Genomic DNA, 19,202 nt, shown 5'->3' with positions numbered 1-19,202 from the left:
ATGGCGTGTCTTTGACCCGATTGAGGGAATCCTCACAACAGGAAGTTCGATGGCTAGAACTGATGTTGATGATGCGTCAGAGTGTCACACCTATGCCGCACACTGGCGGCAGAGGCTGGGGGGTAATAGATGAGCGTGACAACGAACGAGCAGCGGACGTTAGAGCACGAAGAGTCGCATGTCGTTGAGGTAACCGCAGACGAGTATCGCGAGGCGATTAGCCGCGCGCTGAAACAGCTTGAGCTCACCTGGGAACAGTTGCAGGACCAAGCCCGGCGCGGAGATTTCTCTTCGCGTGACGCCCGCGCCTTGTGGGCGGCCGTGGGGCACTTCGGTGAGCAGAGCTGACCTCAGGAACCTGGCCAACGCCTTCGCGGGACAGATCGAGAAGACCCTTAACCGGACGATCACCAACAACGCGAAGATCAAGGCTGTCGTGCCGGACGGATCCGACGGCAGCCTCATCCCCGTTGGCCAGGGGTTGACCAAGCGCAGCCTCGTCGCCACGCTGATTCCTTTGCATCTGCGGAATGAGACGCCTACCGCTTGGCTGGACCTGATCTTCCAGATGTGCATGGACGATCAGGGGGAGTACCTCATGGTGCGCTCCTCCTACATCGCCATTGCAGCGGACCCAGTGGGTGAGGCGCAGCTGTGCCACTTCGACTACGAGCGGGACAAGGGCGACGGCTACCCAGAAGCACACCTGCAGATTCATGGCCCCACGCCTCCAGCTCTCACCAAGATCTGCAAAGCCGCACGCCGCGACGATGACACCCTGGCCAAGCTGCACTTCCCGGTCGGTGGTCGGCGCTTTCGTCCCTGCTTGGAAGACGTCATCGAGTTCCTCATCACCGAGCGGCTCGCCAGAGGCCACCCCGACTGGCAGAAAGTCATAGAAGAGGGGCGGGAGGGCTTTCAGGCCGTCCAGCTCAGGGCGGCTATGCGTAAACGACCCGACGTGGTCGAGGCGTACCTCGGTAAGTACGGCGAGAAGCTCGGGTGGCAGCGTGTACCACCACCCCGTAGTGGGTCTCTTCCAGTACAGCCGAGGCGAGGCTGAGACAACCGAAGCGCCCCTGCACGGTCATTGCGACCGTGCAGGGGGCGCAGTGGCGTTTCAGCGGGAGCCGTCGTCTCGTCGTCGTACGGAGGCAAAGAGAGCCCTGAGCCATTCGCGCTGCTCGGGACGAAGAGGAGGGGCAGCCGCCGCGTTACGGCGTGACGCCTCGACAGCGGCCGGGCCGAGACGACGCTCGGCCTGCTCGCGGTCGAACAGCGGGCCCGCGCTCATGGGGAATCGGGCTGATGACAGCAGACCTCTCGTCGTTCCGGTACGGAGCCGCCGGGCCGAGTGAGGATCCTACGGAGCTGCTCGACAACCTCGGGGCTCGGATCAGGTGCGGCGGCGACTCGTTCGCGGATGTGCGCGATGACATCGTCGCCGAGGATGGCCCGGCGTCGTTCCGCTGGCGTCACGGCTGGGCAGTCTTGGCACGGAATCTTCTTCATGCCTTCATGGCTGCCCTTGGGGTATCGGTCCGGCTCCGCCTGATCGCGCGGTTTGCTGAGCGCCTGCCACTCAGACAGAGGTATGAGGATGCGGACTACAGCCGCCCTACGAGAGCGGCGGCTGGCGAACCCGCGTGGACAGACAGACGCGGCCCACCGCCCGTGCTGGGCAGTGGGCCGCGGACTGCTCAGACCGCGCGCTGCGCCGCGAGACCAGCGAGAAGCGCCTCGCGGGTGAGGGCGAAGACGTGGCCGCACTGGTCGAAGTCGACGCGGGTGCCGTAGGCCTCGATGACGATCTGCTGCGGGCGGCGTCGGCAGGCAGGGCAGGAAGGCAGCGGCACTGGATGCTGCTTGCTGGGGAAGGCCTGCTGTTGGGCGGCGACGGCGGCGAAGAGTCGCGCGGTACGCGCGGGGGTGAGAAGGATGGACACGGCCGAACCTTTCGTAGTGAGCGCATGATGCACTCCGTGGCTCGGCGCGGGCCATCGTCAAGGTAACGCGATCGGTCGTCAGCAGTCCAGGGTGGGCCGCGTGAGCATGGGAAAGGCCCCCGTCATCGAGCTCTGTAGCGTCCGCTACGCCGCTCGATGCGGGGGCCGTTGTCGTACGGGGAGGGAGGCCGGTCGGGGGAGGCAGACCCTCCCGTTTCCCGGTTTCCACAGGTGTGGAGATCAGCCTCCCTGCCCTCCCTGAAATGGCATATGCGCAGGTCATCCCAGGGGAGGCAGGACAGGGAGGCTTCAGGGAGAACTCCCCAAGATCTAGGAGGGTCCCTCCTCGTCGTCGACATCCGCGACGTCCTCGGCGAACCGCTCCAGGATGGCGTCCTGGATGCGCTCACTGGCCACGACCATGACCCCGTTCGACTTGTACTGCTCGGCCCCGTACGGCTCCAGCGCACGCTTCAGGTCGGTCGGCCCCCAACTGCCGTACGCCTCCGGGTTCCGGGCGGCGAGACGGTGCAGCACCTCCTGCGCGAGGATGCGCGTCTCATCCGCGAGGACGGCCGCGGTGTCGGCGAGCGGGTCGGCCGGCTGGAACATCGGCTCGTCGTCGACCGGCACGCCACCCTCGTACAGCCCCATCGCCCGTACGACGATCGGCGTCACCTCGTCGATGCCCTTGTCGGGGTCGCGGGCCACGTAGTGAGCGCGCACCACCTCGAACGGCTTGTTGCTGAACCCCACGGTCACCGCGGTCCCGACGTCCTCGCCGGGGATCAGGGTGGTCGCGGTGATGCCGGCCTTGTGCTTGCCGGAGCCGAGCAGGCCATCGTTCGCAACGTGGTCGCCGACGGCGAACGCGACCCGGTGGGAGGTGTTGCGGGTGACGTCCCGCGGCAGTGAATCGGCGGTCGGGGAGACCGTGACCCACACGAGGGTGATGGCTACCTTCCGGGCCTTCTTCATCACCTTGATGGCCAGCTCAGCGGCCTCTTTGCCGTACTCCTTGTGCATGAACAGTTCGTGGCACTCGTCGAACACGACGACCTTCGGCCGCATCCGCGGGTCCTTCAGCGCCAGCTCGCGCGTCACCTTCGTGGCACCCTCGCCGAGTTCCTCCAGCAGCTTGCCCCTCAGGGTCACCTCGTCGCGCAGGCTGCGCAGCGCCTTCAGCGCGGCCTCGATGTCCTCGTCGTCGTCGCCCTTGACCAGCGTCCGCAGCCGAGGCTTCAAGGGGTCGTAATCGGTGTTATATGCCATGACGTACGCCTCGACGATGACGAGCGGATCGAGGATCGCACCGAGCAACAGGGCGATGACCAGCGACGACTTACCCGAACCCATGATCCCGCCGACCATGTAGTTCGCGGCCATCAGCTTCCCGATGATGGCGTCACCCCGCTGCGAGACCGCGACCGGCACGCCCTTGAAGTAGTCGGTCACGCCCTCCGTGAGCAGCGGCCACGGCGGCACCGCCCCGGACAGTGAGCCCTGATCGGCGACCCACAGATCGAGCACCCCGGGCTGCTTCGGGGGCTCGATCGGCCACACCTCGACCGGCTTCCGCAGGAGGTTGTGCGCGAGGACGTTCTTCCGCCCGCAGATCATTTCCACGGTGACGCCCATGGGCAGCTGCAGCTGCGTGTGCCAGCCGTTCCCCGAGCGGGTGGTGGGCTGCTCCCAACGAGGCTGCCAGCCATCCTTGATGGCCTTGTTCAGCGGGGCGATGCCGAGGTTGCCAAGCGCCCGGAGGATGGCGCCCTCGTCGGGCACGATGTCCCGCTCGTCGCCGCCGACGGGCAGCGCCCACAAGGGTGCGGTCTGGCGGTGCCGGCCGACGGCCCACGCTCCGGCGAGGGCGAGCCAGGGCAGCGAGTACAGCACGGGCTCCCACAGCACCCCGGCGACGAACGCGACCCAGCCGACCAGCTCGACCGCCGTATCGAGCGGGGTGAGCAGGTCGGAGACGTCGTGGTTGTACCAGGCCAGCATCAGGCCGAGGACGAGCAGGACGCTGCCCGCGCTGAGGACCGCGGACGCGATGGCCTTCGGTGCGTTGAGGAGCATCTGCAGGATGTCCATGCGCCGCTTGTGCCGGGCGAAGCGGAACGCGTACGCGCGCTGCTCCCACTGCCGGATCAGTTCCTCGTTCCCCGCGGCCTCGGCCTGGCGGATCATCCGCGAGTGCATCGCGGTGGTCCGGGCTTCCCATGCCCGTCGGGTGAGGACGCGGGTACCCCCGAGTACGTAGGCGCCGTGTCGTACGAGTACGCGGTACGCGTCGTGCTCGCGGGCCTCGACGACGGCCTGCCGGAGGGCGGCGATTCGGACGCGGCGGCGGGGCTGTACCTCGGTCGCGGGTACGGGCGGGGTACGGGTACCCGCGGGCTCGGGTACATCGGGTACGGGTGTACCCGTCGGGTCGGTGTGGGCGGGTGCGGTTGTGTCCGTCATCCTGGTTCTCCGTCGTTCCTGAGAGGGGCGTGCGGACCACGGGGCGCCCGGATTCCTTGGCCGGGTGCGGGCGCCCCGTGGGGTACCTACTTCTTGCGCTTGGCGTCCTCGCGGGCCTGCGCCTGCTCGCGGATGCGGTCGACGCGGTTCTCCAGCGCCTTGACCTTCTTGCCTCGGGCCTCGCGTCGGGCGATGCGTGCGCCGAGGATCACGACGCGGGCCAACTCGCGGGCGTTGTGCGGGTCTTTGCTGGTCGCAGCCATGGTCATTTCCCCTTCTGAGTGCTCTGCCAGATGGACCGGAGGATCAGGAAGCAGCCGGTGGCGCAGCACGCGGCGATGGCGATGGCGAGGGACGCGAAGGCCAGGCCGACGGAGCCGACGCACACCGCGCAGGCGATGCCGATCCACTCGCCGGCGCTGCGGCCCTGCTTGTGCTGGTGCTCGCATGCGTGCTGCTGGGAGGGCTGTTGCGCCTGCTGCTGGGTGGCGAGCTTCGCCAGCTCCATCGCGGCGAACGCCAGCTGTACGGCGGCCGTGTCCGTCGAGGCCTCTCTCACCGCGGCCTCGGCCTTGTCGAGGGCGTCGCTCACGACAGCCACCCCCGGACGCGGCGGACGATGCGCGGCCAGAGGAAGACGCCTGCGGCGAACGCGAGGACCGGCGGCTGAGAAGCGGCCAGGGTCGCGGCGGCGAGGACGATGTCGAAGAGCGGCGGGACCGCGACGAGCAGCGCGAGGACGAGGCCGAACAGGACACGCGTCATGCCCGCACCCCCATCAGCTCGTCACGGATGCGCTGCGCGCGGGCCTGGCCGATCTTGTACGTCTCCCTCAGGCGCCGTACCCCGGGTGCCTCGTCGGGGAAAGCGAGGCGTACCTCACGGATGAGCGGGTCCGGGTACACCGGCTCGTCTTCCGGCTCCTCGTCGGGCTCCGTGGGGACCGTCCGCTCCCGGGTCTCCGGCTCCTCGGGTACGGGGTACTCGCGGGCAGGTACGGGCTCGGGTACGGGTACCCGCACGACCGGCTCGGGGATGAGCGGAGGGAGCCCGCAGGGTGCCGCCGTGGGCAGCAGTCGGACGCCCGGAGGTACGGCCGCGGGTACGGCGGGTACGGCCTCAGCGAGCGCCGGGTACACCTCGGGTACAGGCGGCGCGGCGACGGGTACGGGTACCCGCTCGACGGCCGCCGCGTACTCCGGCTCAGGGGCACGCACCTCGTGCGCATCCTCGCCGCGGGCGAGCGCGTGCGTCCTCCACAGAGCCACCGGTACGAGGACCGAGACGACCGTGACGAGTTCGAGGCTCACCTTCACGACACCCGCGTCGAGAGCGTGAGCGGCCACCTGCGCCGCGCACATCAGGATCAGCGACAGGGCGACGTCGAACGCGCGGAACCACTTCAGGGCGGCGATCACGTAGCAGTCGAGGGAGAGCGGCAGCATGACCGCGATGGGCTGCTGCGCCCCCAACCTTCGGGCGAGTTCGTACTCGGCGATGGCGGTGTAGGCGAGGCCGGCCGCGGTCGACGTCCGGCGGATCCACGTACGGGTGCTGTCAGTTGTCACGACTCGCCCACCTCCGGGGCGGCGGCGCGCACCACACGGTGCGCGCAGATGATGACGCCCTCGCGGTCACGGCGCTCGTTCGCGTCGAGCAGCGCGGCCATCAAGGCGGGAACAGGCGGGAGGCGCCGGGCGGACCGGCACACGGCCGCGAGGGCCGCATGCTCGGTCGGCCGACGGACGGGGCCGCGCTTCACTCGGCGCCCCCGAGAATCGTGGAGAGCCGGTCGGCCATGTCGCGCAGCCGGTCGGCGTACGCGTCCAGCTGCGCGGCGAGGGAGTACAGGTCGGCCGGGTCGAGGGTCTTGCCGAGCGGATGAATGGAGACGCCAGGCGTACGGCCGCCGAGGTAGCGCGAGCTCGGCCCGGCGAACGGGGACTGCACCAGCTCGGCGGTGAACAGGGTGACGCCGAGGTGGGTGCAGTCGACCTCAGGGCCCACGTGCATCAGGTCGGCCCGGGCGGACTCGGGGTCGTGGTCAGCGTGGCCGACGCACCAGGCCGGGCACGGCAGGGTGACGTCCCCGTGGTCGCTGGTCTGCAGGGTGACGGTGCGGCCGACGCTCACTGACCCTCCCCGACGGGAAGGGCGACGGCCTCGGACCAGGACTTCCCGGCGTCGAGAGCAGCGTGCGCCTGGTCGGCGGTGACGTACCCGGCGACAGGGTGCTCGGCGAGGCGCTCACGCAGGTAGCCGGCGTTCCAGGCGGGGCCCAAGTCGGGTCCGCCGTCGAGGACGGCCCGCAGCGCGATCCTCGCGTGCGAGGCGCGGACGGCGAGCAGCTGGTCGTGGGTTCCGTTACCGCCGATGGTCGCGGGGTGCGGGAGGTCGATGGCTTCGAGGACGGCGGCGAGGAGTTCGCGGACGGGCTCGGGGATGTTGGTCATCGCCCGGCTCCCTTGCGGATGGTGCCGGTGACGCCGGCCGCGGTGACGCGCACGGTCGTGGTGCGGTCCGCGCTCCGGCGGATGACGCCCGCGGCGACGAGGCGGCGGGTGGGCGCGGCCTGCTCGGGTACGGTCCTGGACAAGGTCTGACTCCTTGCGTTGAAAGGGTCGGATCCAGGCCCCGGGCCGGCGGTAGGGTCGCCGGCCTCGGGGCCGTCTTGCGGGTGGGACTCAGGCGGTCTCGGCGCGGACCTGGACGAGGCGGGTGTGGAGCTTCCGCAGCTCGGTCAGCTGGCCCTCGACCGTGCCGATGAACTCGGCCAGCTCGTCCCGGCCCATCGCGCGGGTCCACAGTTCGTCGACGACCTCGACCCTCACGTGCGGGGCGCGCTCGGCCTCACCCAGCTCGGAGTCCGGGATCACGGCGAGCTGCGCGGACAGAAGACGCCGCGGCTCGTACTTCTCGCACTCGTCGGTGGCCTCGACGGTCCGCTCCTGGCCCCACGCCTGGTGGTAGATGTCCGAGGCGACCTGAGTGGAGTACTGATCCATCTCGTGGGTGTTCTCGCACCACGGCGGGCAGGTGACGTCGACCCTGGTGTCAGTGCCCCGGAGGGTGTACGCCCACGAGTGCGGCGCCACCTCGGGCTTGCCGATGGCGAGGACCTTCTCGGCCATGGCGTCGGCGGTGTCGAGGAGCCGCCGGAGCTCCGCGGTCTTCGCCGGGATCTCCTCCGGGGCGAAGTCCTCGCCGCGGACGTAGATCTTCGCCGGACTGTTGCCGCCGAGGTCGGAGAGCTGGACGAACCCGACGTCGAGCAGCGGGTTGCCGCTCTTGTCGAGGACGCGGTGCTCGTGGTTGAAGTGGTCGAAGTGCCCCGGGGCGGTGTCGGTGCAGATGCCGGGCCACACGGGGCACTCGGCGGTGGTCTTGTTCCTCTTGGCGTTCTCGCTGGAGATGACGTTCAGGAGCGTGTCGAAGGTGGCGGCGGGGTCCGGGGAGACGGAGACGAGGAGCGCGACCTCGTTGTAGAAGTTCTCCACAGCCGGGGTGTAGGTGCCGCGTTCGCGGTGGAGGTCGCCGACCTTCTTCCAGTCGTCGAGGAGGCTTCGGCGGGTTGCCTCGCGCTCAGCCTCGGCGGCCTGGTTGTTGGTGTGCTCGCGGGCTCCGTCCTCGACGAGCTCCTCGGCGCGGGCCCGCTGCTGGCTGCCGGCACCCGTCTCCGCGGTGCGGGCGCGGAAGGTCGCGGGGGGCTGGTCGGTGTCGACGAGGTGGGCGGTGGCGGCGGCAAGGGCGGTCGTGTTCTGCATGGTCTCTGTCCCCTCGGGTGTGGTGTGCATGCGGCTCTTCTCCTCGTAGTCGTCCCGCCGGGGGTGGGCCAGGCGTCCCTTCTCCGTTTGGGGGACGTCCGGCCCAACTCCGTTACCCGGCGGTAGAATTCGCGTCCTTCAGAACGCGGGCGGGGCAGGCGCGGGCGGGTGGCGGACTAGGCAGCCAGGGCCGCGAGCTCGTTGGCGGCCGGGACGAACTCGACGCGCTCGACCTTCAGCGAGGGGGCGCACGGCTTCATCGGCACCGGGCCGAGACCGAGGCGCTTGTAGGTCTCCGTGATGGCAGCGAGGTCCGGGGTCTGCCGCGAGGACGGGGTGCGGAACACCTTCCATCCGCCGTAGATCCCGGCCGGAAGGCGGTCGAGGACCTTCTTCGCGGCGCGCTTCCCGCGGTCGGCGCGGCGGGCCTGGTCGGCGGCGCGCTCGTACTCGCGGGCGGCGGTCTCGATGGTGTCGACCGGGGGGAGTTCGTCGGCGGTGAGGACGCCAGCCGGGTCCGGGGCCTCGACGGTCGTAACGACCGTGGAGGTCTCGGTCTGCTCGACGAGCGTCGCCGGGGCGACGACGGAGCGGACGGCGTCGGCAACGGTGCCGAGGATGCCGCGGACCGTACGAACGGTCCGGGGGGACGTGAGAAGGTTGAACACAGCGGGCTCCTGCCTAGATCAGGTTGTTCCGTCAGGCCCTCAGTCGGTGCTCGTAACACCGTCCGAGGGCCGCTCCGTTTCCGGAGTAGCTAACCTTGCAACTACAGAGTATCCGGAAACCTTGTAGTTGCACAAGGCTCATGCAAAGATTCCCTGTATCTACAGAGAGGGAGCAGCGTGAGCGGCGAGCAGGAAAGCCCATCCCCCCGGCATACGAGGACCCGCCCCATCCGAGTACCCGGGCCGCTCTGGGACGCGTACGGACGGATCTGCGAGAGGCTCGACACGGACCGCACGAACGACCTGCTCGACCACATGCGAGGCCGCGTTCGTGAGCATGGCGACGATCAGGACCGCGCCGACCTCGTGAAGGCCGAACAGGAGTTGGCCGAGCGTCGCGCACGGAAGGGCGGCCGGCCGAAACGGACGGCAGGCGAGTGAGCCCGCCGTGAGCCCGGACACCTTCGGACGATGCGGTATCGATCGATACCGCATCACCGAGAAACGGCGTCTGACCTGGACTGGAAGGACGATGCCGGATCATGCGTCACCGTCCGGCATGAAGTCATCGAGACTTTTAATCCATTGGTTGTGGGTTCGAGTCCCACAGGGTCTACCGACAAGGCCCAGGTCAGAGGCAATCTGACCTGGGCCTTTGGTCCGTTTCGAAGCCGCAGAGATCGTTAGCTCGCCCGGTGCTCGCCCGAAGTGCAGACGATCACGGCCCGGGACATGGGTCGGCCTCGGCCGGTGGACATGCCCGGCCGGGGGTCGGTCGTCCGACCGCGGCGCTTTCGTGATCAGGATTCGCACGGGGGTCGGCGTGAGGAGGTCGGCGTGCTCGCGGTGTGTGTAGACGCCCCACCCCGGGCCGAGCATGCCGGGCTCATGCCACAGGCACACGGCGCCGTCCAGGTCGGTGTTGGGATCGTCGCAGTAGCGGCATACGCGTCGGGTCCCACTCACGGGCACCCGCCGAGCCGCTCGTAGTGGTGGCACAGGGCGTTCAGGACGCGGGCCAGGCGCCGCGCGTGGGCGGCCGCCCCATCAGGGCCGGGCTGCGGCTCGACGCGCAGCTTCCCCCCGCTTCCCCGACCCACGCCAGAGCGCAGTACTGCGCCACGTTCTTGGGGCGTCCGCCAACGGAGCGCTCGACGTCGGGGATCAGCAACTCCAGATGTCCGCGCATCGTGAGAGTGAGCGTGTCCAGCTCGGCAGCGGCCAGCGGGATGGCGTCCGGTCCAGCAGACGATCAGCGGTCTCGCGCATTGTCTCAATGTCCGGCGGGGCCTGATTCTGGGCTTCGCTGGCGGTCGGGTGGATGGTATTTGTTGCCATGCCGGCGCTCCTGCTCAGCGTTGGCCACGCCCCGGGAGTCCTGACCGACTCGTCGGGGTCTTGTCGGTACCTGCCGACGCCAGGAACCCGCGCATCGGCTCGGCTACGAAGTTGCACCGAATTACATGGCAGTTGGACACCCCTGGCCATGGCCGGTATGCGCTCTTGGCCATGTGACTCCAGGCCACGACGGTGGTGTAAATCGCTGCAACCGACTAGCGCGGGAGGCCAGCCACCATGAACATTCATTTCGTCGGGATCAACCCCGAGACAGACGAGGACGGATGCCCCACGGTCTGGGTAGACACGGACGCATCAGACCTGCTGACCCAGAGCTACTAAGCCGACGAGGAGACGACGAGCTCATGCGACACGCTGTCGCCCGCGGCGTGACCGTGCGCCGTGCCCGGGTCGTGTCCGAGCCGGTCACCGACTACATCCGCTGGGAGCACTACCAGACCCGCGCCAACGTCGAAGCCGGCGAACAGGTGCGGTGGCTGCCGCGCCGTGCGGCCTGGGATCTGCTGCTGCCCGGCACCGACTTGTGGGTCTTCGACGGCCGGCTGATGCGGGTCCGCACTTCGCCGGGGACGGCGAGTGGATCAGTAAGGAACTGAGCGACGATCCCGCGGTGGTCGAGCAGCATGCGGCCGCGTTCGTCTGGGAGCGGGCCACTCCGCACGACGAGTACGAGGTCAAGTAGCCAGCCATGTCCACGTTCCCGACGTCCAGCGTGCAGGAAGCGCGCGCGGCTCTCGCGGCCCGTCTGCGGGAGCTGCGCCTGGACGCGGGCATCTCCGGTAAGGAGCCGGCCCGCCTGTGCGGCTGGTCCGTCGCCAAGTCGTCCAGGATCGAGAACGCCGTCACCGCCCCGGCGGACGCGGACATCCGCGCCTGGTGTGCGGCGTGCGATGCCGACTGCCAGGCGGCAGACCTGATCGAGGCCAGCCGCCGGGCCGACTCCATGTACTTGCACTGGAAGCGGCTCCAGCGCACGGGCATGAAGCAGTTGGCGGAGACGTCCGCGAGGTTGTACGAGCGCACCCGCCTGTTCCGCGTGTACGCCTCCCACGTCATGCCCGGCTACCTGCAGACGCCCGGCTACGCGACGGCGCTCATGGGCACGATCGCGGGCTTCCGCGGCACTCCCGACGATGTGGCCGATGCGGTGAAGGTCCGGATGCGCCGCGCCCGGGTCATCCACGAGGGCGACCACCGGTTCGCGACGCTGATCGAAGAGAGCGTACTCAACCATCGGGTCGGCGACCAGGACGTGATGGCCGGCCAGCTCGGCAACGTGCTCGTCGCGATGACCCTGCCGTCCATGTCGCTGGGCATCATCCCGGCCGCGGCCGCGAGGGAGGGGGACATGTGGCCGCTCGAACAGTTCACGGTCTTCGACGACGTGCGGGTTCACGTGGAACTGCTCGCGGCGAAGGTGACCGTCACGGCTCCCGGTGAACTGGACATGTACCTGCGGGCGTTCGCCCGGCTGGCGGATCTGGCCGTGTACGGGGCGGATCGCGCGCCCTGATCTGAAAGCCATCGACGCCCTGCGCGGACAGGGGTACCCGCTGGCGGGTACCCCTGTCCGCACGACAGCGGCTCCGCCCTCCCAGAGAAGAGCGGAGCTGCAGGCGTTCGGTTAGGCGGCGGCGTGAGCCTGCCAGCGGTCGAAGACAAAGTCGGCTCCGAGAACGGTGGCGTAAGCCACCTCGTAGGACACCTTCCCGTTCGTCTCCAGCTTGACCTTGAAGTGATCCGAGGACTGGTACGCGCGGCGCGGCATATTCTTGTTCGCGCCGAACCTGGAGGGCTGCTCATGGAAGACGCCCTCGTCGACGAGCCAGTTCGTCATGTCCCTCACGGGCATGTTGAGCATGTCGGCGATGGCGGTCATGCCGATCAGGCCCTCGGAGTTCATGAACTGGTCCCACCTGTTCGCCTTCGGCGCGAGGACCTTGTTCGCCGCCTCCAGTGCCTTGTTCTGCCGGCCCTTGTCGAGGAGGTTTACGAGGGCCTCTTCGTAGTCCTGCGGCGCTCCGGATTCCGGGGCCTCGTACCGTCCCGTCTCCCGGATCTCCCGGAGGACCTCCTTCACCTGCTTCTTGATCACCTTGGCGCCCGGGAGAGTGCTGCCCTCGACTTCACCCAACTCGGGACAGTCCGACGTCTTCTTGCGAACCAGGGCGGTTCACTCTGCCTTTTGAAGCGGTTGCCGTCCCAGGCGACGCTGTTGCCGTTCTAGGGTAGGAACACAGCAGGTCGGGCGACGAGCCCGTGTCCTCAGCAAAGAATTCCGACTACACGTCCGGCTTACCCGCTGGACTTCCGTCGGTAGATCGTTGGGCTGGTGCGAGCCGCTCGTACATCGTCACTCTCCGGCCGCGGACCTGCTTGTCCGCCACCGCCGTGAAGTACTCCTTCAACACGGAGATCTTCATCCTGTCCCGTTTCGCCGACACCGGCTTCGCCACCTTCGTTGCGTCCGTGACCAGCAGGATCCGCCGCTGGGTCAGCATCGCAGCCCGTATCCGGACTTGGCTGTCCTCCACACCTTTCAGTGTCCCGGACTTCGCCGGGCTCTCGGTCAGAGCGATGTCCCGCAGACCGATGAAGGCGTCGGGGGAGACCAACTTGGTGTCGCGCCGCGCCGCAGGCACGAAGAGGACCGCGTCCCCGGTCTCCTTCAGACGTCGCACGTCTACTGCCACCGCCAGTACGTCGTCCACCCGGCTCGACGAAGACCGCTTGGCAAGCGACTGCGGCAGCAGCGCCACCATCGATACGGCGACCACCACAGGGAGAGCCCACGTCGATGCTCTCGGGAACCGCGGTGTGGCTGCTCGCACCGCCGCACTCAGCCCCGCACCGGTCAACAGTGCCAGACCCAGCAGGCTGAAGAGAACGTACCGGTCCAAGAACAGCGGCTGGACCAGCGAGAGACCGATCAGGCTGATCTGCGGCACGGCCAGCAGTGGCAGCCCGATGGCTGCCGCCGACAATTGGCCTACCTGCGGCCGATTCAGCAGGGCTCCGAGGCCGCCGATCGCCAGCAGGACCGCCGGGCCGATCATCATGTGCCAGGTCAGCGGCGGTATCCAGGAAATCTGTCTGGACTGGCTCCGACTGAACAGGATCAACGGCAGCACACACGCTGTAGCGACCGCTGAGGCAGACGCCCAGCGTGTCCAGATCCCGCGCCGGGCCCGTGTCCAGACCAGGGTCGCCACGTGCGCGGGCAGTATGAGCAGCGACAGCCAGTTCAACAGCCCGCACAGGAGGATTGTGGTGCCGTACGCCGCCCAGCACATCGCCCCACCACGCCCCTCGAACGCGGTCACCAGCAGCAGTGTGGAAATCGCGGCGGCGGCCGCGACCAGCGCGTACGGGCGGCCTTCTTGGAGATAGAACTGCACGGCCGGAAGCAGCCCGAACGCCAGTCCTCCTCCCAGGCCGGCCCGGGCGCCCGCCAGCCGGTGGCCGATGACCGCCACACTGCCCGCCGCCACCGCAATCGCCAGCACGGAGGGCAGCCGCAGGGTCGTGGTACTGGGTCCGAACCATTCGAAGAGTCCGTGCATCAGCAGGTAGTAGAGCCCGTGCACGGCGTCGACCTGCCCGAGCATGTGCCAGATGTCGGCTGCTGACCGTTGTGCCACCTGCCAGGTCGCGGCCTCGTCCCGCCACACGCTGTGCTGCCGGGACAGCCCCCACAGGCCGAAGGCGAGAGTCCACAGCATCGGGATCGCCCAGACAGGCAGACAGCGCCGGAGAACGGCTATGTGGGAAGTCATGAAGGTGTTCAGGCCCTCGGGATAGCGGTGCGGATCGACATCAGCGGTCTATGTCAATGAAAGTGAGCTATCCGGCCGACTGCTGTGCAGCGCGGAGCGCCAGAGAGGCGCGAATTCCACACCGCCTGCGGATGGCAGGAGGCATAGTTCCACTGCTTCGGGACTCGTTCGACAACAGCCGCTCCTGGAAGATGACGCCGCTTTCCGGGGCCGCGGCGCGGCAAGGCACCGTCAGGGCCTAAGCGTGAGCACCTTCATGCCGATGCCCTCCACTCATTACGGCGCGACAGGAGCGATTACCTTAGCCCCAACCTGCCCCGGTGGGGAGTAGATCCCATGACTTCGGCCACCACCACTGGGCCATCGATCCGGCCATTGAATGGCGCATTCCGCCTCCGCGCCCTCGTTCCCCCGGCGTGCGCGCGACGTCTCGACACAACGGACGAACGCCACCTTTCGTCGATATCAACCGGCGTTTATGTCCTATTGGAGAAAATATGTGGCCACATTCCGCTTACGCTGACGACTTCTTGATGCCGTCAACCTCGAGCGCCTGCGGCCTCTACTCCTTCGGCCACGGCCGGATTTCGACGTTACCTAGATCACATGGATATCCGGTTGCTCAGACCATGCTTCGCGATCAAGCTCTTGACCTGTCCCGATCAAAACAAAATGACTAGGGGTCAATCTTGAGACTCTCCAACGGGGTTAAGGCTGCGGTGGCAGGCGCCGCCATGGTCATGGCTGCTGCCACTCCGGCGCTGGCGTCTGTCAACGTCGGTGGCGGCACGTGGGCTTACGGCGTGGGCTGTTGCAGCGTGTGGTCGAACTACAAGCACCCGACCGCAAACCACTCGTCTTCGGTGCACGGTAACTACTGGTCCTACAGCGCCTGCACCGCGCCTGGGCCGTGGTCTCTGGCCTCGGCGGAGGTGGACAGCTCTTCGGTCGGCTCGTCCTACTGGGACAAGGGCTGCACGAGGTAGTTTTGCATTCCTGGGCCTTTCGGTAGTCGCGGTCAGTCTCCTGCGGCCCGGCAGGATTGCTGCGTTGGCCGAGAGTTCAGGTAGCTCTGCTGCCAGGGCTCTCGGCCGCCTTGCGATCGCACCGTATGAGGCTTCTCGTAGGCAAACGTGCCTGACTCGGCATCAGCTGTCGGGGCGAGAGATTTGCGTCACACGGCTGGACCGCTTCACAATCCCAGTCTTGTTCAGAGATGTTTGCTCCTCGAATGCCCTGATCTAGGAAACCCATGCTGCACCGAGGTATTAAATTCGTTCACGCCGCCGTGTTGGCCTTCTCTGCAGTGTTGGCGTTTCTGTTCGTGCGGGGGTTGGATGAGGGCGGGGTGCTGGGAAACTCGGCTCTGATTTGGGTCTTCGACTCCGACGATTCGGTGAGCGGCGCTCAGGTCGCCCAGGCGATCGCGTCGTTTTCGGCCGACCATGGAGTCACGGTGGCTCGTGAGGTGCCCGATGTGAGGGACCCCGACGGTCACCGGCATCTGTATATGGCCCCGGACAATCGGCAGTCCGGTGCGGGCGCGTGGCTGGACGAGGGCTATCCGGCGTTCAGCAGGAATTACACGACGGACGTGCACCCGATCGCCGAGATCGGGCAGCGTGATCCGCGGGGCGAGTACTACGTGTTCGGGTCACCTGCGGCTGCTGATGCGCTGGTTGCCGAGTTCGCGGACCTCGGCCTGCGCGCAAGCGTGTCCCATCCTCTCTCGTACACCACTCTGGCCGCTGCGTATATCGGTGATGTCCTGGCCTGGTCCTTCTGGGTGGTTGCGCTCGCTGCGGTGACGATGACCGGAGCGAGCGTGCTGCTCAGTGCGAAGGCGTACGGAGTTCTGCGGCTGCAGGGCATGTCTTTCGCTGACCTCCTTGTTCGTGATCTGAGGCAGCTGACGGCGTCCTGGTCGGTGGCTGCCGGCGTTGTGGCAGCTGGGGTGCTCGCTTTCCTCGGCTTCTACAATGGCCTTGCCTGGCTGGGGATGTTTGCCGCCGTTGCCGCGAGCCTTGCCGGTCTGTTCGTTCTCCTGGTGCTAGCCGCCCACGCGGCCGTGCTCGCCCTCACCTTCAAGGTTGACGTACTGCGTGCTCTCAAGGGTGAACTGCCCGCCCGGGCGGCATCTGTCAGTGTTTACCTGGTGCGTATCCCCGCACTGCTGCTCGCCCTCGGCATCGCCATGGATGTCGCATCGGCGGGCCAGGATGTACTGGTCCGACAGAAAAGCCGGGAGGCTTACGCCGAAGCCGGTGATGCCGTCACCATCCGCCTCAACGGCAGCCTGCCCAGCGAAACGGACCAGGTGATCAAGGAGGTGGGTCCGTGGCTGCGCCAAGCTGACGGGAAAGGCAAGATCATTCTGGCTGGGCGCCGAGATCTCCAGAGCCTTGCCCAGGACTCGCACATGCCGCCGGGAGAGGTGCTCGTCGTGAATGAGACCTTTCTTGCGAAACAGTCGGTTCTCGCCCCGACGGGACGGCGCTACACCCCGGTGGCCCAGGACGGCAAGGCGCCAGAAGCGTACCCGGTGCGGCTCATAATCCCTGAATCCCTCAGTCGCCATACAGCAGCCATAACCGCGGCAATCCCCAACGTGTTGGCTTCAAGTTTTAACCGGCATACCCAGCTGGAGACGCTGAGGGCGAAGAGCGGCCAACGTCTCTTCGCCTACAACCCCGGAAACCAGGTCTACAACGCAGCCCACAGCCCGAAGGACGACCGGTCTTTGGTGCGCGACCCGGTTCTTGTCGTGGTCCCCAACGGCTCGAAATTTCTCTCCGACGACGGCTATACCGCATTCGCTACCCAGGAAGGAGTCGTCTTTCCCGACCCTGATGACGTCCTGGGTGCCATCGAGGCGAACAAACTGCAGACATATGTGACAGCCGTACGCCCAGTCGGCCAGAACTCCGCCCTGAAACTGAGGGATGCTGTCAACGAGTTTCGAGTACAGCTCTTCAACCTTGTGCTGGCTGTGATCGTCCTTCTTATCGCTGGCGTCGGCGTCTGCATCATCTACTCGCGCAAGAATTCCCAGGCCATCTTCGTGCAGCACATCAGTGGTTGGAGATACACGGTCACCCACCGCTTCATCCTCAGCATAGAGGTGGGCATTGCAGTTCTCCTCGCCACGCGGGTACCTTTCGAAACATGGCTGCAGAACCAGGAGTTGGAGAAGCTAGCTGCTGCTGGCACCCCTCTTCCCCGCCCATTCGTCCATCTCACCGAACTAGATCTCAGCATCATCGCTGGGCTGGTCACTGTCGAACTCGGCGCCGTGCTCCTCGCTCTTGCAGTTTTCCACGGTCGCATCGTCAGAGAAGGGGCAACCGAGGCGTGAGCTCCGCACATGCGATTCTCTTCCACTCAGCAGGAGCACTGTCGTGATCGAAATCGAGAATCTGTCGAAGTCCTTCGGCCGCCGGACCCTGTGGTCCGATGTCACCTTCACGGTCAGCCGCGGCGAGATGCTCGCCCTTGTCGGCCCTAGCGGATCGGGCAAGTCCACCCTTCTCAACTGTCTCGGCCTGCTCGACAGGCCGAGCGCGGGGGCGATCCGTCACGAGGGAAAGGACATCACCCGATTCGGTCGACGCGAGATTCGAGGCTTCCGCAGCAGTATTCTCGGCTACCTCTTCCAGAACTATGCCCTGATCGAGAACGCGACCGTCGCCGAAAATCTGAAGGTGGCCGTCAAACCACAGCGGTCTTCGCGGAGCGAGGTCGGCACAGCTATCGCCAAGGCCCTCGATCGCGTTGGCCTGGGCGAGCGGGAGAAGGAGAAGATCTACCACCTCAGCGGCGGAGAACAGCAGCGTGTGGCCCTCGCCCGACTCATGGTCAAGCAGCCGGCCCTCGTGCTCGCGGACGAGCCGACCGGCGCCCTCGACCATGACAATGCCACCATGGTCGTCGACATCCTCCGCGAGATGAGCAAGGCCGGATGTGCCGTAGTCATTGCCACTCACGACGATCGTGTCCAGGATCGATGTGACACCGTCTTTGCCGTGAATGAGTCGTCTCTGGTCAGTTCCCCCATGAAGGCGGCGCCCTCTACGGCTGCCCGGCTGGCAGCGGTCACGGTTGAGTAAGGGTAGGTGCTCTCGGAACCCGGCCCAGACAACGCACGCATCGACGTCGCCGCGGACATTGCGTTGCTGCCCAAGTGCGAAAGTACTGTCGGCGAGCGTTTTTTACAGCAATCCCTCTCCCGCACTCCGTGTGGACCTGGTGACGCTGATTGAGGACACGGATGTGATGCAGGCGCTCGTGGTGCTCCTGGAGACCGCCGTCATTCCTCGCTGCACGTGGACAAGGTGCCAGAATCCGCACATTGGGCGACAGCCTAGGTTGTCTCGGCATGTCAGGTTGTCGTGACTTGAGTTACGTCCGTGGACATGCCAGAACCGACCGAGCCCGAGATGGCCGCGTTGATCGGAGCGCTGTACGGCGCGATTCAACCGCTGGCCCAGGCCATGCGCAGGCGAATGACCAGCGACGCCCACGACAACACCCCGTGGGACGACACTTCCATGGAGGCCGCGCTGGCAACGCTGGCCGCTTGGCGGCCCCCGTCCGACGAGACCGAGCGCCTTGCTGCGAGGTCTGCTCGGATCGCGGGAGCCAAGGGTGCGAGCTACGCCGCCCTGGGAGCTGCGTGGAAGATCTCCCGGCAAGCCGCCCGCAAGCGCTGGCCCGGAGCGGTGCTCCCCGAGAAGGCGCTTGCCGGGCCCAGCCACTTCAAGGCGTTCGGCGGAGAGGCCCTCACTACCTGGCGCCCGGAAGAAGGCACCTGGTGGTGGATCGCGAACGCAGCCAGCGGGCAGGGCGACGAGGCTCCCGAGGAAGCCACCTACAGCTCCAGCGAGGAAGCCGCAGCCGGCGCGTTCCTCGCTGCCAATGCCACGACCACCCGGGAGGCAACCGAGCCTTCAAGGTTGAGCGGTGCGGTGTCCGTCTCGGGCATGTCGGCGGAGTCTCGATCTATCGTAAGGGTCCGCCGGTATCTCTCCGGGCGTTTCGGCTGGTGGTGAGGGCCGCGGGCAGGTCGGTAGCCCAGCTCCGCTTCGGGAAGCAGCCGATCGCCCGCCGACTGGGCCTGGCCCGCAACGCGGTTCGCCGACTTGCGAATGTGGCCACCGCAGACGAGTTCCTGGTCGGACGGCGGACCGGCATGACCAGCATTCTCGATCCCGACAAGCCCTACCT

At 67.1% G+C, this 19,202-nt stretch carries 22 protein-coding genes and 2 pseudogenes; 9 read left to right on the top strand and 15 right to left on the bottom strand.

All coding sequences use genetic code 11. The features are described 5' to 3' along the window. Positions 1–129: 129 nt before the first annotated feature. Together OHA11_RS21445 and OHA11_RS21440 are read left to right on the top strand one after the other, a co-directional pair. Positions 130–348, top strand: a complete 219-nt coding sequence (locus OHA11_RS21445; RefSeq protein ID WP_266498708.1) for a hypothetical protein — start codon at positions 130–132, stop codon at positions 346–348. Continuing rightward, the gene (locus OHA11_RS21440; RefSeq protein ID WP_266498706.1) at positions 335–1,063 is read left to right on the top strand and encodes a hypothetical protein; all 729 of its coding nucleotides are present in this window, start codon (positions 335–337) and stop codon (positions 1,061–1,063) included. The genes OHA11_RS21445 and OHA11_RS21440 overlap by 14 nt, the downstream gene beginning before the upstream one ends. A 637-nt stretch (positions 1,064–1,700) precedes the next feature. On the opposite strand, the gene OHA11_RS21435 is transcribed toward OHA11_RS21440, so the two are convergent. The 12 genes from OHA11_RS21435 to OHA11_RS21380 form a co-directional block, all read right to left on the bottom strand. After that, on the bottom strand, positions 1,701–1,946 hold the full coding sequence (locus OHA11_RS21435; RefSeq protein ID WP_266498703.1) for a hypothetical protein: 246 nt from the start codon (positions 1,944–1,946) through the stop codon (positions 1,701–1,703). 330 nt (positions 1,947–2,276) lie between these two features. Beyond that, positions 2,277–4,412, bottom strand: coding sequence for a cell division protein FtsK (locus OHA11_RS21430; RefSeq protein WP_266498702.1), 2,136 nt, complete (start codon positions 4,410–4,412; stop codon positions 2,277–2,279). A gap of 86 nt (positions 4,413–4,498) precedes the next feature. Further along, positions 4,499–4,675, bottom strand: coding sequence for a hypothetical protein (locus OHA11_RS21425; protein WP_266498699.1), 177 nt, complete (start codon positions 4,673–4,675; stop codon positions 4,499–4,501). A gap of 2 nt (positions 4,676–4,677) precedes the next feature. After that, the gene (locus tag OHA11_RS21420; RefSeq protein ID WP_266498696.1) at positions 4,678–5,004 is read right to left on the bottom strand and encodes a hypothetical protein; all 327 of its coding nucleotides are present in this window, start codon (positions 5,002–5,004) and stop codon (positions 4,678–4,680) included. Beyond that, positions 5,001–5,177, bottom strand: coding sequence for a hypothetical protein (locus OHA11_RS21415; protein WP_266498694.1), 177 nt, complete (start codon positions 5,175–5,177; stop codon positions 5,001–5,003). The genes OHA11_RS21420 and OHA11_RS21415 overlap by 4 nt, the downstream gene beginning before the upstream one ends. Further along, entirely contained in the window at positions 5,174–5,980 is an 807-nt protein-coding gene (locus OHA11_RS21410) for a hypothetical protein (protein WP_266498691.1), read from the bottom strand. The genes OHA11_RS21415 and OHA11_RS21410 overlap by 4 nt, the downstream gene beginning before the upstream one ends. Further along, complete coding sequence (locus OHA11_RS21405; RefSeq protein WP_266498689.1) at positions 5,977–6,174, bottom strand: hypothetical protein; 198 nt, start codon at positions 6,172–6,174, stop codon at positions 5,977–5,979. The genes OHA11_RS21410 and OHA11_RS21405 overlap by 4 nt, the downstream gene beginning before the upstream one ends. Continuing rightward, on the bottom strand, positions 6,171–6,545 hold the full coding sequence (locus OHA11_RS21400) for a hypothetical protein (RefSeq protein ID WP_266498686.1): 375 nt from the start codon (positions 6,543–6,545) through the stop codon (positions 6,171–6,173). Before OHA11_RS21400 ends, OHA11_RS21405 begins: the two co-directional genes overlap by 4 nt. After that, positions 6,542–6,865 (bottom strand): hypothetical protein, encoded by a 324-nt coding sequence (locus OHA11_RS21395; protein ID WP_266498685.1) that lies wholly within the window; start codon positions 6,863–6,865, stop codon positions 6,542–6,544. Before OHA11_RS21395 ends, OHA11_RS21400 begins: the two co-directional genes overlap by 4 nt. After that, the gene (locus OHA11_RS21390) at positions 6,862–7,008 is read right to left on the bottom strand and encodes a hypothetical protein (RefSeq protein WP_266498683.1); all 147 of its coding nucleotides are present in this window, start codon (positions 7,006–7,008) and stop codon (positions 6,862–6,864) included. The genes OHA11_RS21395 and OHA11_RS21390 overlap by 4 nt, the downstream gene beginning before the upstream one ends. A gap of 88 nt (positions 7,009–7,096) precedes the next feature. Beyond that, positions 7,097–8,206 carry a hypothetical protein gene (locus tag OHA11_RS21385; RefSeq protein WP_266498681.1) on the bottom strand — a complete coding sequence of 370 codons (1,110 nt, stop codon included), beginning with the start codon at positions 8,204–8,206 and terminating at the stop codon, positions 7,097–7,099. Between the two features lie 146 nt (positions 8,207–8,352). Then, complete coding sequence (locus tag OHA11_RS21380) at positions 8,353–8,844, bottom strand: hypothetical protein (RefSeq protein WP_266498680.1); 492 nt, start codon at positions 8,842–8,844, stop codon at positions 8,353–8,355. Between the two features lie 177 nt (positions 8,845–9,021). Between OHA11_RS21380 and OHA11_RS21375 the strand changes: the two genes are divergently transcribed. Continuing rightward, positions 9,022–9,285 carry a hypothetical protein gene (locus OHA11_RS21375; RefSeq protein ID WP_266498677.1) on the top strand — a complete coding sequence of 88 codons (264 nt, stop codon included), beginning with the start codon at positions 9,022–9,024 and terminating at the stop codon, positions 9,283–9,285. A 521-nt stretch (positions 9,286–9,806) separates the two neighbouring features. Here OHA11_RS21375 and OHA11_RS21370 read toward each other — a convergent pair. Further along, positions 9,807–10,033: pseudogene (locus tag OHA11_RS21370) on the bottom strand (DUF6415 family natural product biosynthesis protein). A 523-nt stretch (positions 10,034–10,556) separates the two neighbouring features. Between OHA11_RS21370 and OHA11_RS21365 the strand changes: the two are divergent. Beyond that, positions 10,557–10,885: pseudogene (locus OHA11_RS21365) on the top strand (DUF6879 family protein); the annotation flags it as partial. 6 nt (positions 10,886–10,891) lie between these two features. Next, the gene (locus OHA11_RS21360; RefSeq protein WP_323186601.1) at positions 10,892–11,716 is read left to right on the top strand and encodes a DUF5753 domain-containing protein; all 825 of its coding nucleotides are present in this window, start codon (positions 10,892–10,894) and stop codon (positions 11,714–11,716) included. Positions 11,717–11,827: 111 nt separating this feature from the next. Here OHA11_RS21360 and OHA11_RS21355 read toward each other — a convergent pair whose 3' ends face one another. Both OHA11_RS21355 and OHA11_RS21350 read right to left on the bottom strand, forming a co-directional pair. After that, positions 11,828–12,337 (bottom strand): phage antirepressor KilAC domain-containing protein, encoded by a 510-nt coding sequence (locus OHA11_RS21355; protein WP_266498675.1) that lies wholly within the window; start codon positions 12,335–12,337, stop codon positions 11,828–11,830. Positions 12,338–12,485: 148 nt separating this feature from the next. Then, positions 12,486–13,979 carry a glycosyltransferase family 39 protein gene (locus OHA11_RS21350; protein WP_266498674.1) on the bottom strand — a complete coding sequence of 498 codons (1,494 nt, stop codon included), beginning with the start codon at positions 13,977–13,979 and terminating at the stop codon, positions 12,486–12,488. 734 nt (positions 13,980–14,713) lie between these two features. Here OHA11_RS21350 and OHA11_RS48540 point away from each other — a divergent pair. The 4 genes from OHA11_RS48540 to OHA11_RS21335 all read left to right on the top strand — a co-directional run bounded on the left by OHA11_RS48540 (position 14,714) and on the right by OHA11_RS21335 (position 19,027). Continuing rightward, on the top strand, positions 14,714–14,965 hold the full coding sequence (locus OHA11_RS48540; protein ID WP_353962973.1) for a lactococcin 972 family bacteriocin: 252 nt from the start codon (positions 14,714–14,716) through the stop codon (positions 14,963–14,965). 266 nt (positions 14,966–15,231) lie between these two features. Continuing rightward, a complete protein-coding gene (locus OHA11_RS21345; RefSeq protein WP_266498673.1) occupies positions 15,232–17,334 on the top strand; it encodes a hypothetical protein in 2,103 nt (700 codons plus the stop codon). A gap of 43 nt (positions 17,335–17,377) precedes the next feature. Further along, positions 17,378–18,085 (top strand): ABC transporter ATP-binding protein, encoded by a 708-nt coding sequence (locus OHA11_RS21340; RefSeq protein WP_266498671.1) that lies wholly within the window; start codon positions 17,378–17,380, stop codon positions 18,083–18,085. 306 nt (positions 18,086–18,391) lie between these two features. Further along, complete coding sequence (locus OHA11_RS21335) at positions 18,392–19,027, top strand: hypothetical protein (RefSeq protein WP_266498669.1); 636 nt, start codon at positions 18,392–18,394, stop codon at positions 19,025–19,027. Positions 19,028–19,202: the final 175 nt, after the last annotated feature.

The sequence above is a fragment of the Streptomyces sp. NBC_00878 genome (genome assembly GCF_026341515.1).
Taxonomy (GTDB): domain Bacteria; phylum Actinomycetota; class Actinomycetes; order Streptomycetales; family Streptomycetaceae; genus Streptomyces.
This window is presented reverse-complemented; position numbering and strand designations above follow the sequence as displayed.

Coding starts and splice junctions, on each gene's coding strand:
- OHA11_RS21335 (WP_266498669.1), top strand. CDS start 18,392: ATGCCAGAACCGACCGAGCCCGAGATGGCCGCGTTGATCGGAGCGCTG.
- OHA11_RS21350 (WP_266498674.1), bottom strand. CDS start 13,979: ATGACTTCCCACATAGCCGTTCTCCGGCGCTGTCTGCCTGTCTGGGCG.
- OHA11_RS21345 (WP_266498673.1), top strand. CDS start 15,232: ATGCTGCACCGAGGTATTAAATTCGTTCACGCCGCCGTGTTGGCCTTC.
- OHA11_RS21360 (WP_323186601.1), top strand. CDS start 10,892: ATGTCCACGTTCCCGACGTCCAGCGTGCAGGAAGCGCGCGCGGCTCTC.
- OHA11_RS21445 (WP_266498708.1), top strand. CDS start 130: ATGAGCGTGACAACGAACGAGCAGCGGACGTTAGAGCACGAAGAGTCG.
- OHA11_RS21395 (WP_266498685.1), bottom strand. CDS start 6,865: ATGACCAACATCCCCGAGCCCGTCCGCGAACTCCTCGCCGCCGTCCTC.
- OHA11_RS21385 (WP_266498681.1), bottom strand. CDS start 8,206: ATGCACACCACACCCGAGGGGACAGAGACCATGCAGAACACGACCGCC.
- OHA11_RS48540 (WP_353962973.1), top strand. CDS start 14,714: ATGGTCATGGCTGCTGCCACTCCGGCGCTGGCGTCTGTCAACGTCGGT.
- OHA11_RS21415 (WP_266498694.1), bottom strand. CDS start 5,177: ATGACGCGTGTCCTGTTCGGCCTCGTCCTCGCGCTGCTCGTCGCGGTC.
- OHA11_RS21425 (WP_266498699.1), bottom strand. CDS start 4,675: ATGGCTGCGACCAGCAAAGACCCGCACAACGCCCGCGAGTTGGCCCGC.
- OHA11_RS21430 (WP_266498702.1), bottom strand. CDS start 4,412: ATGACGGACACAACCGCACCCGCCCACACCGACCCGACGGGTACACCC.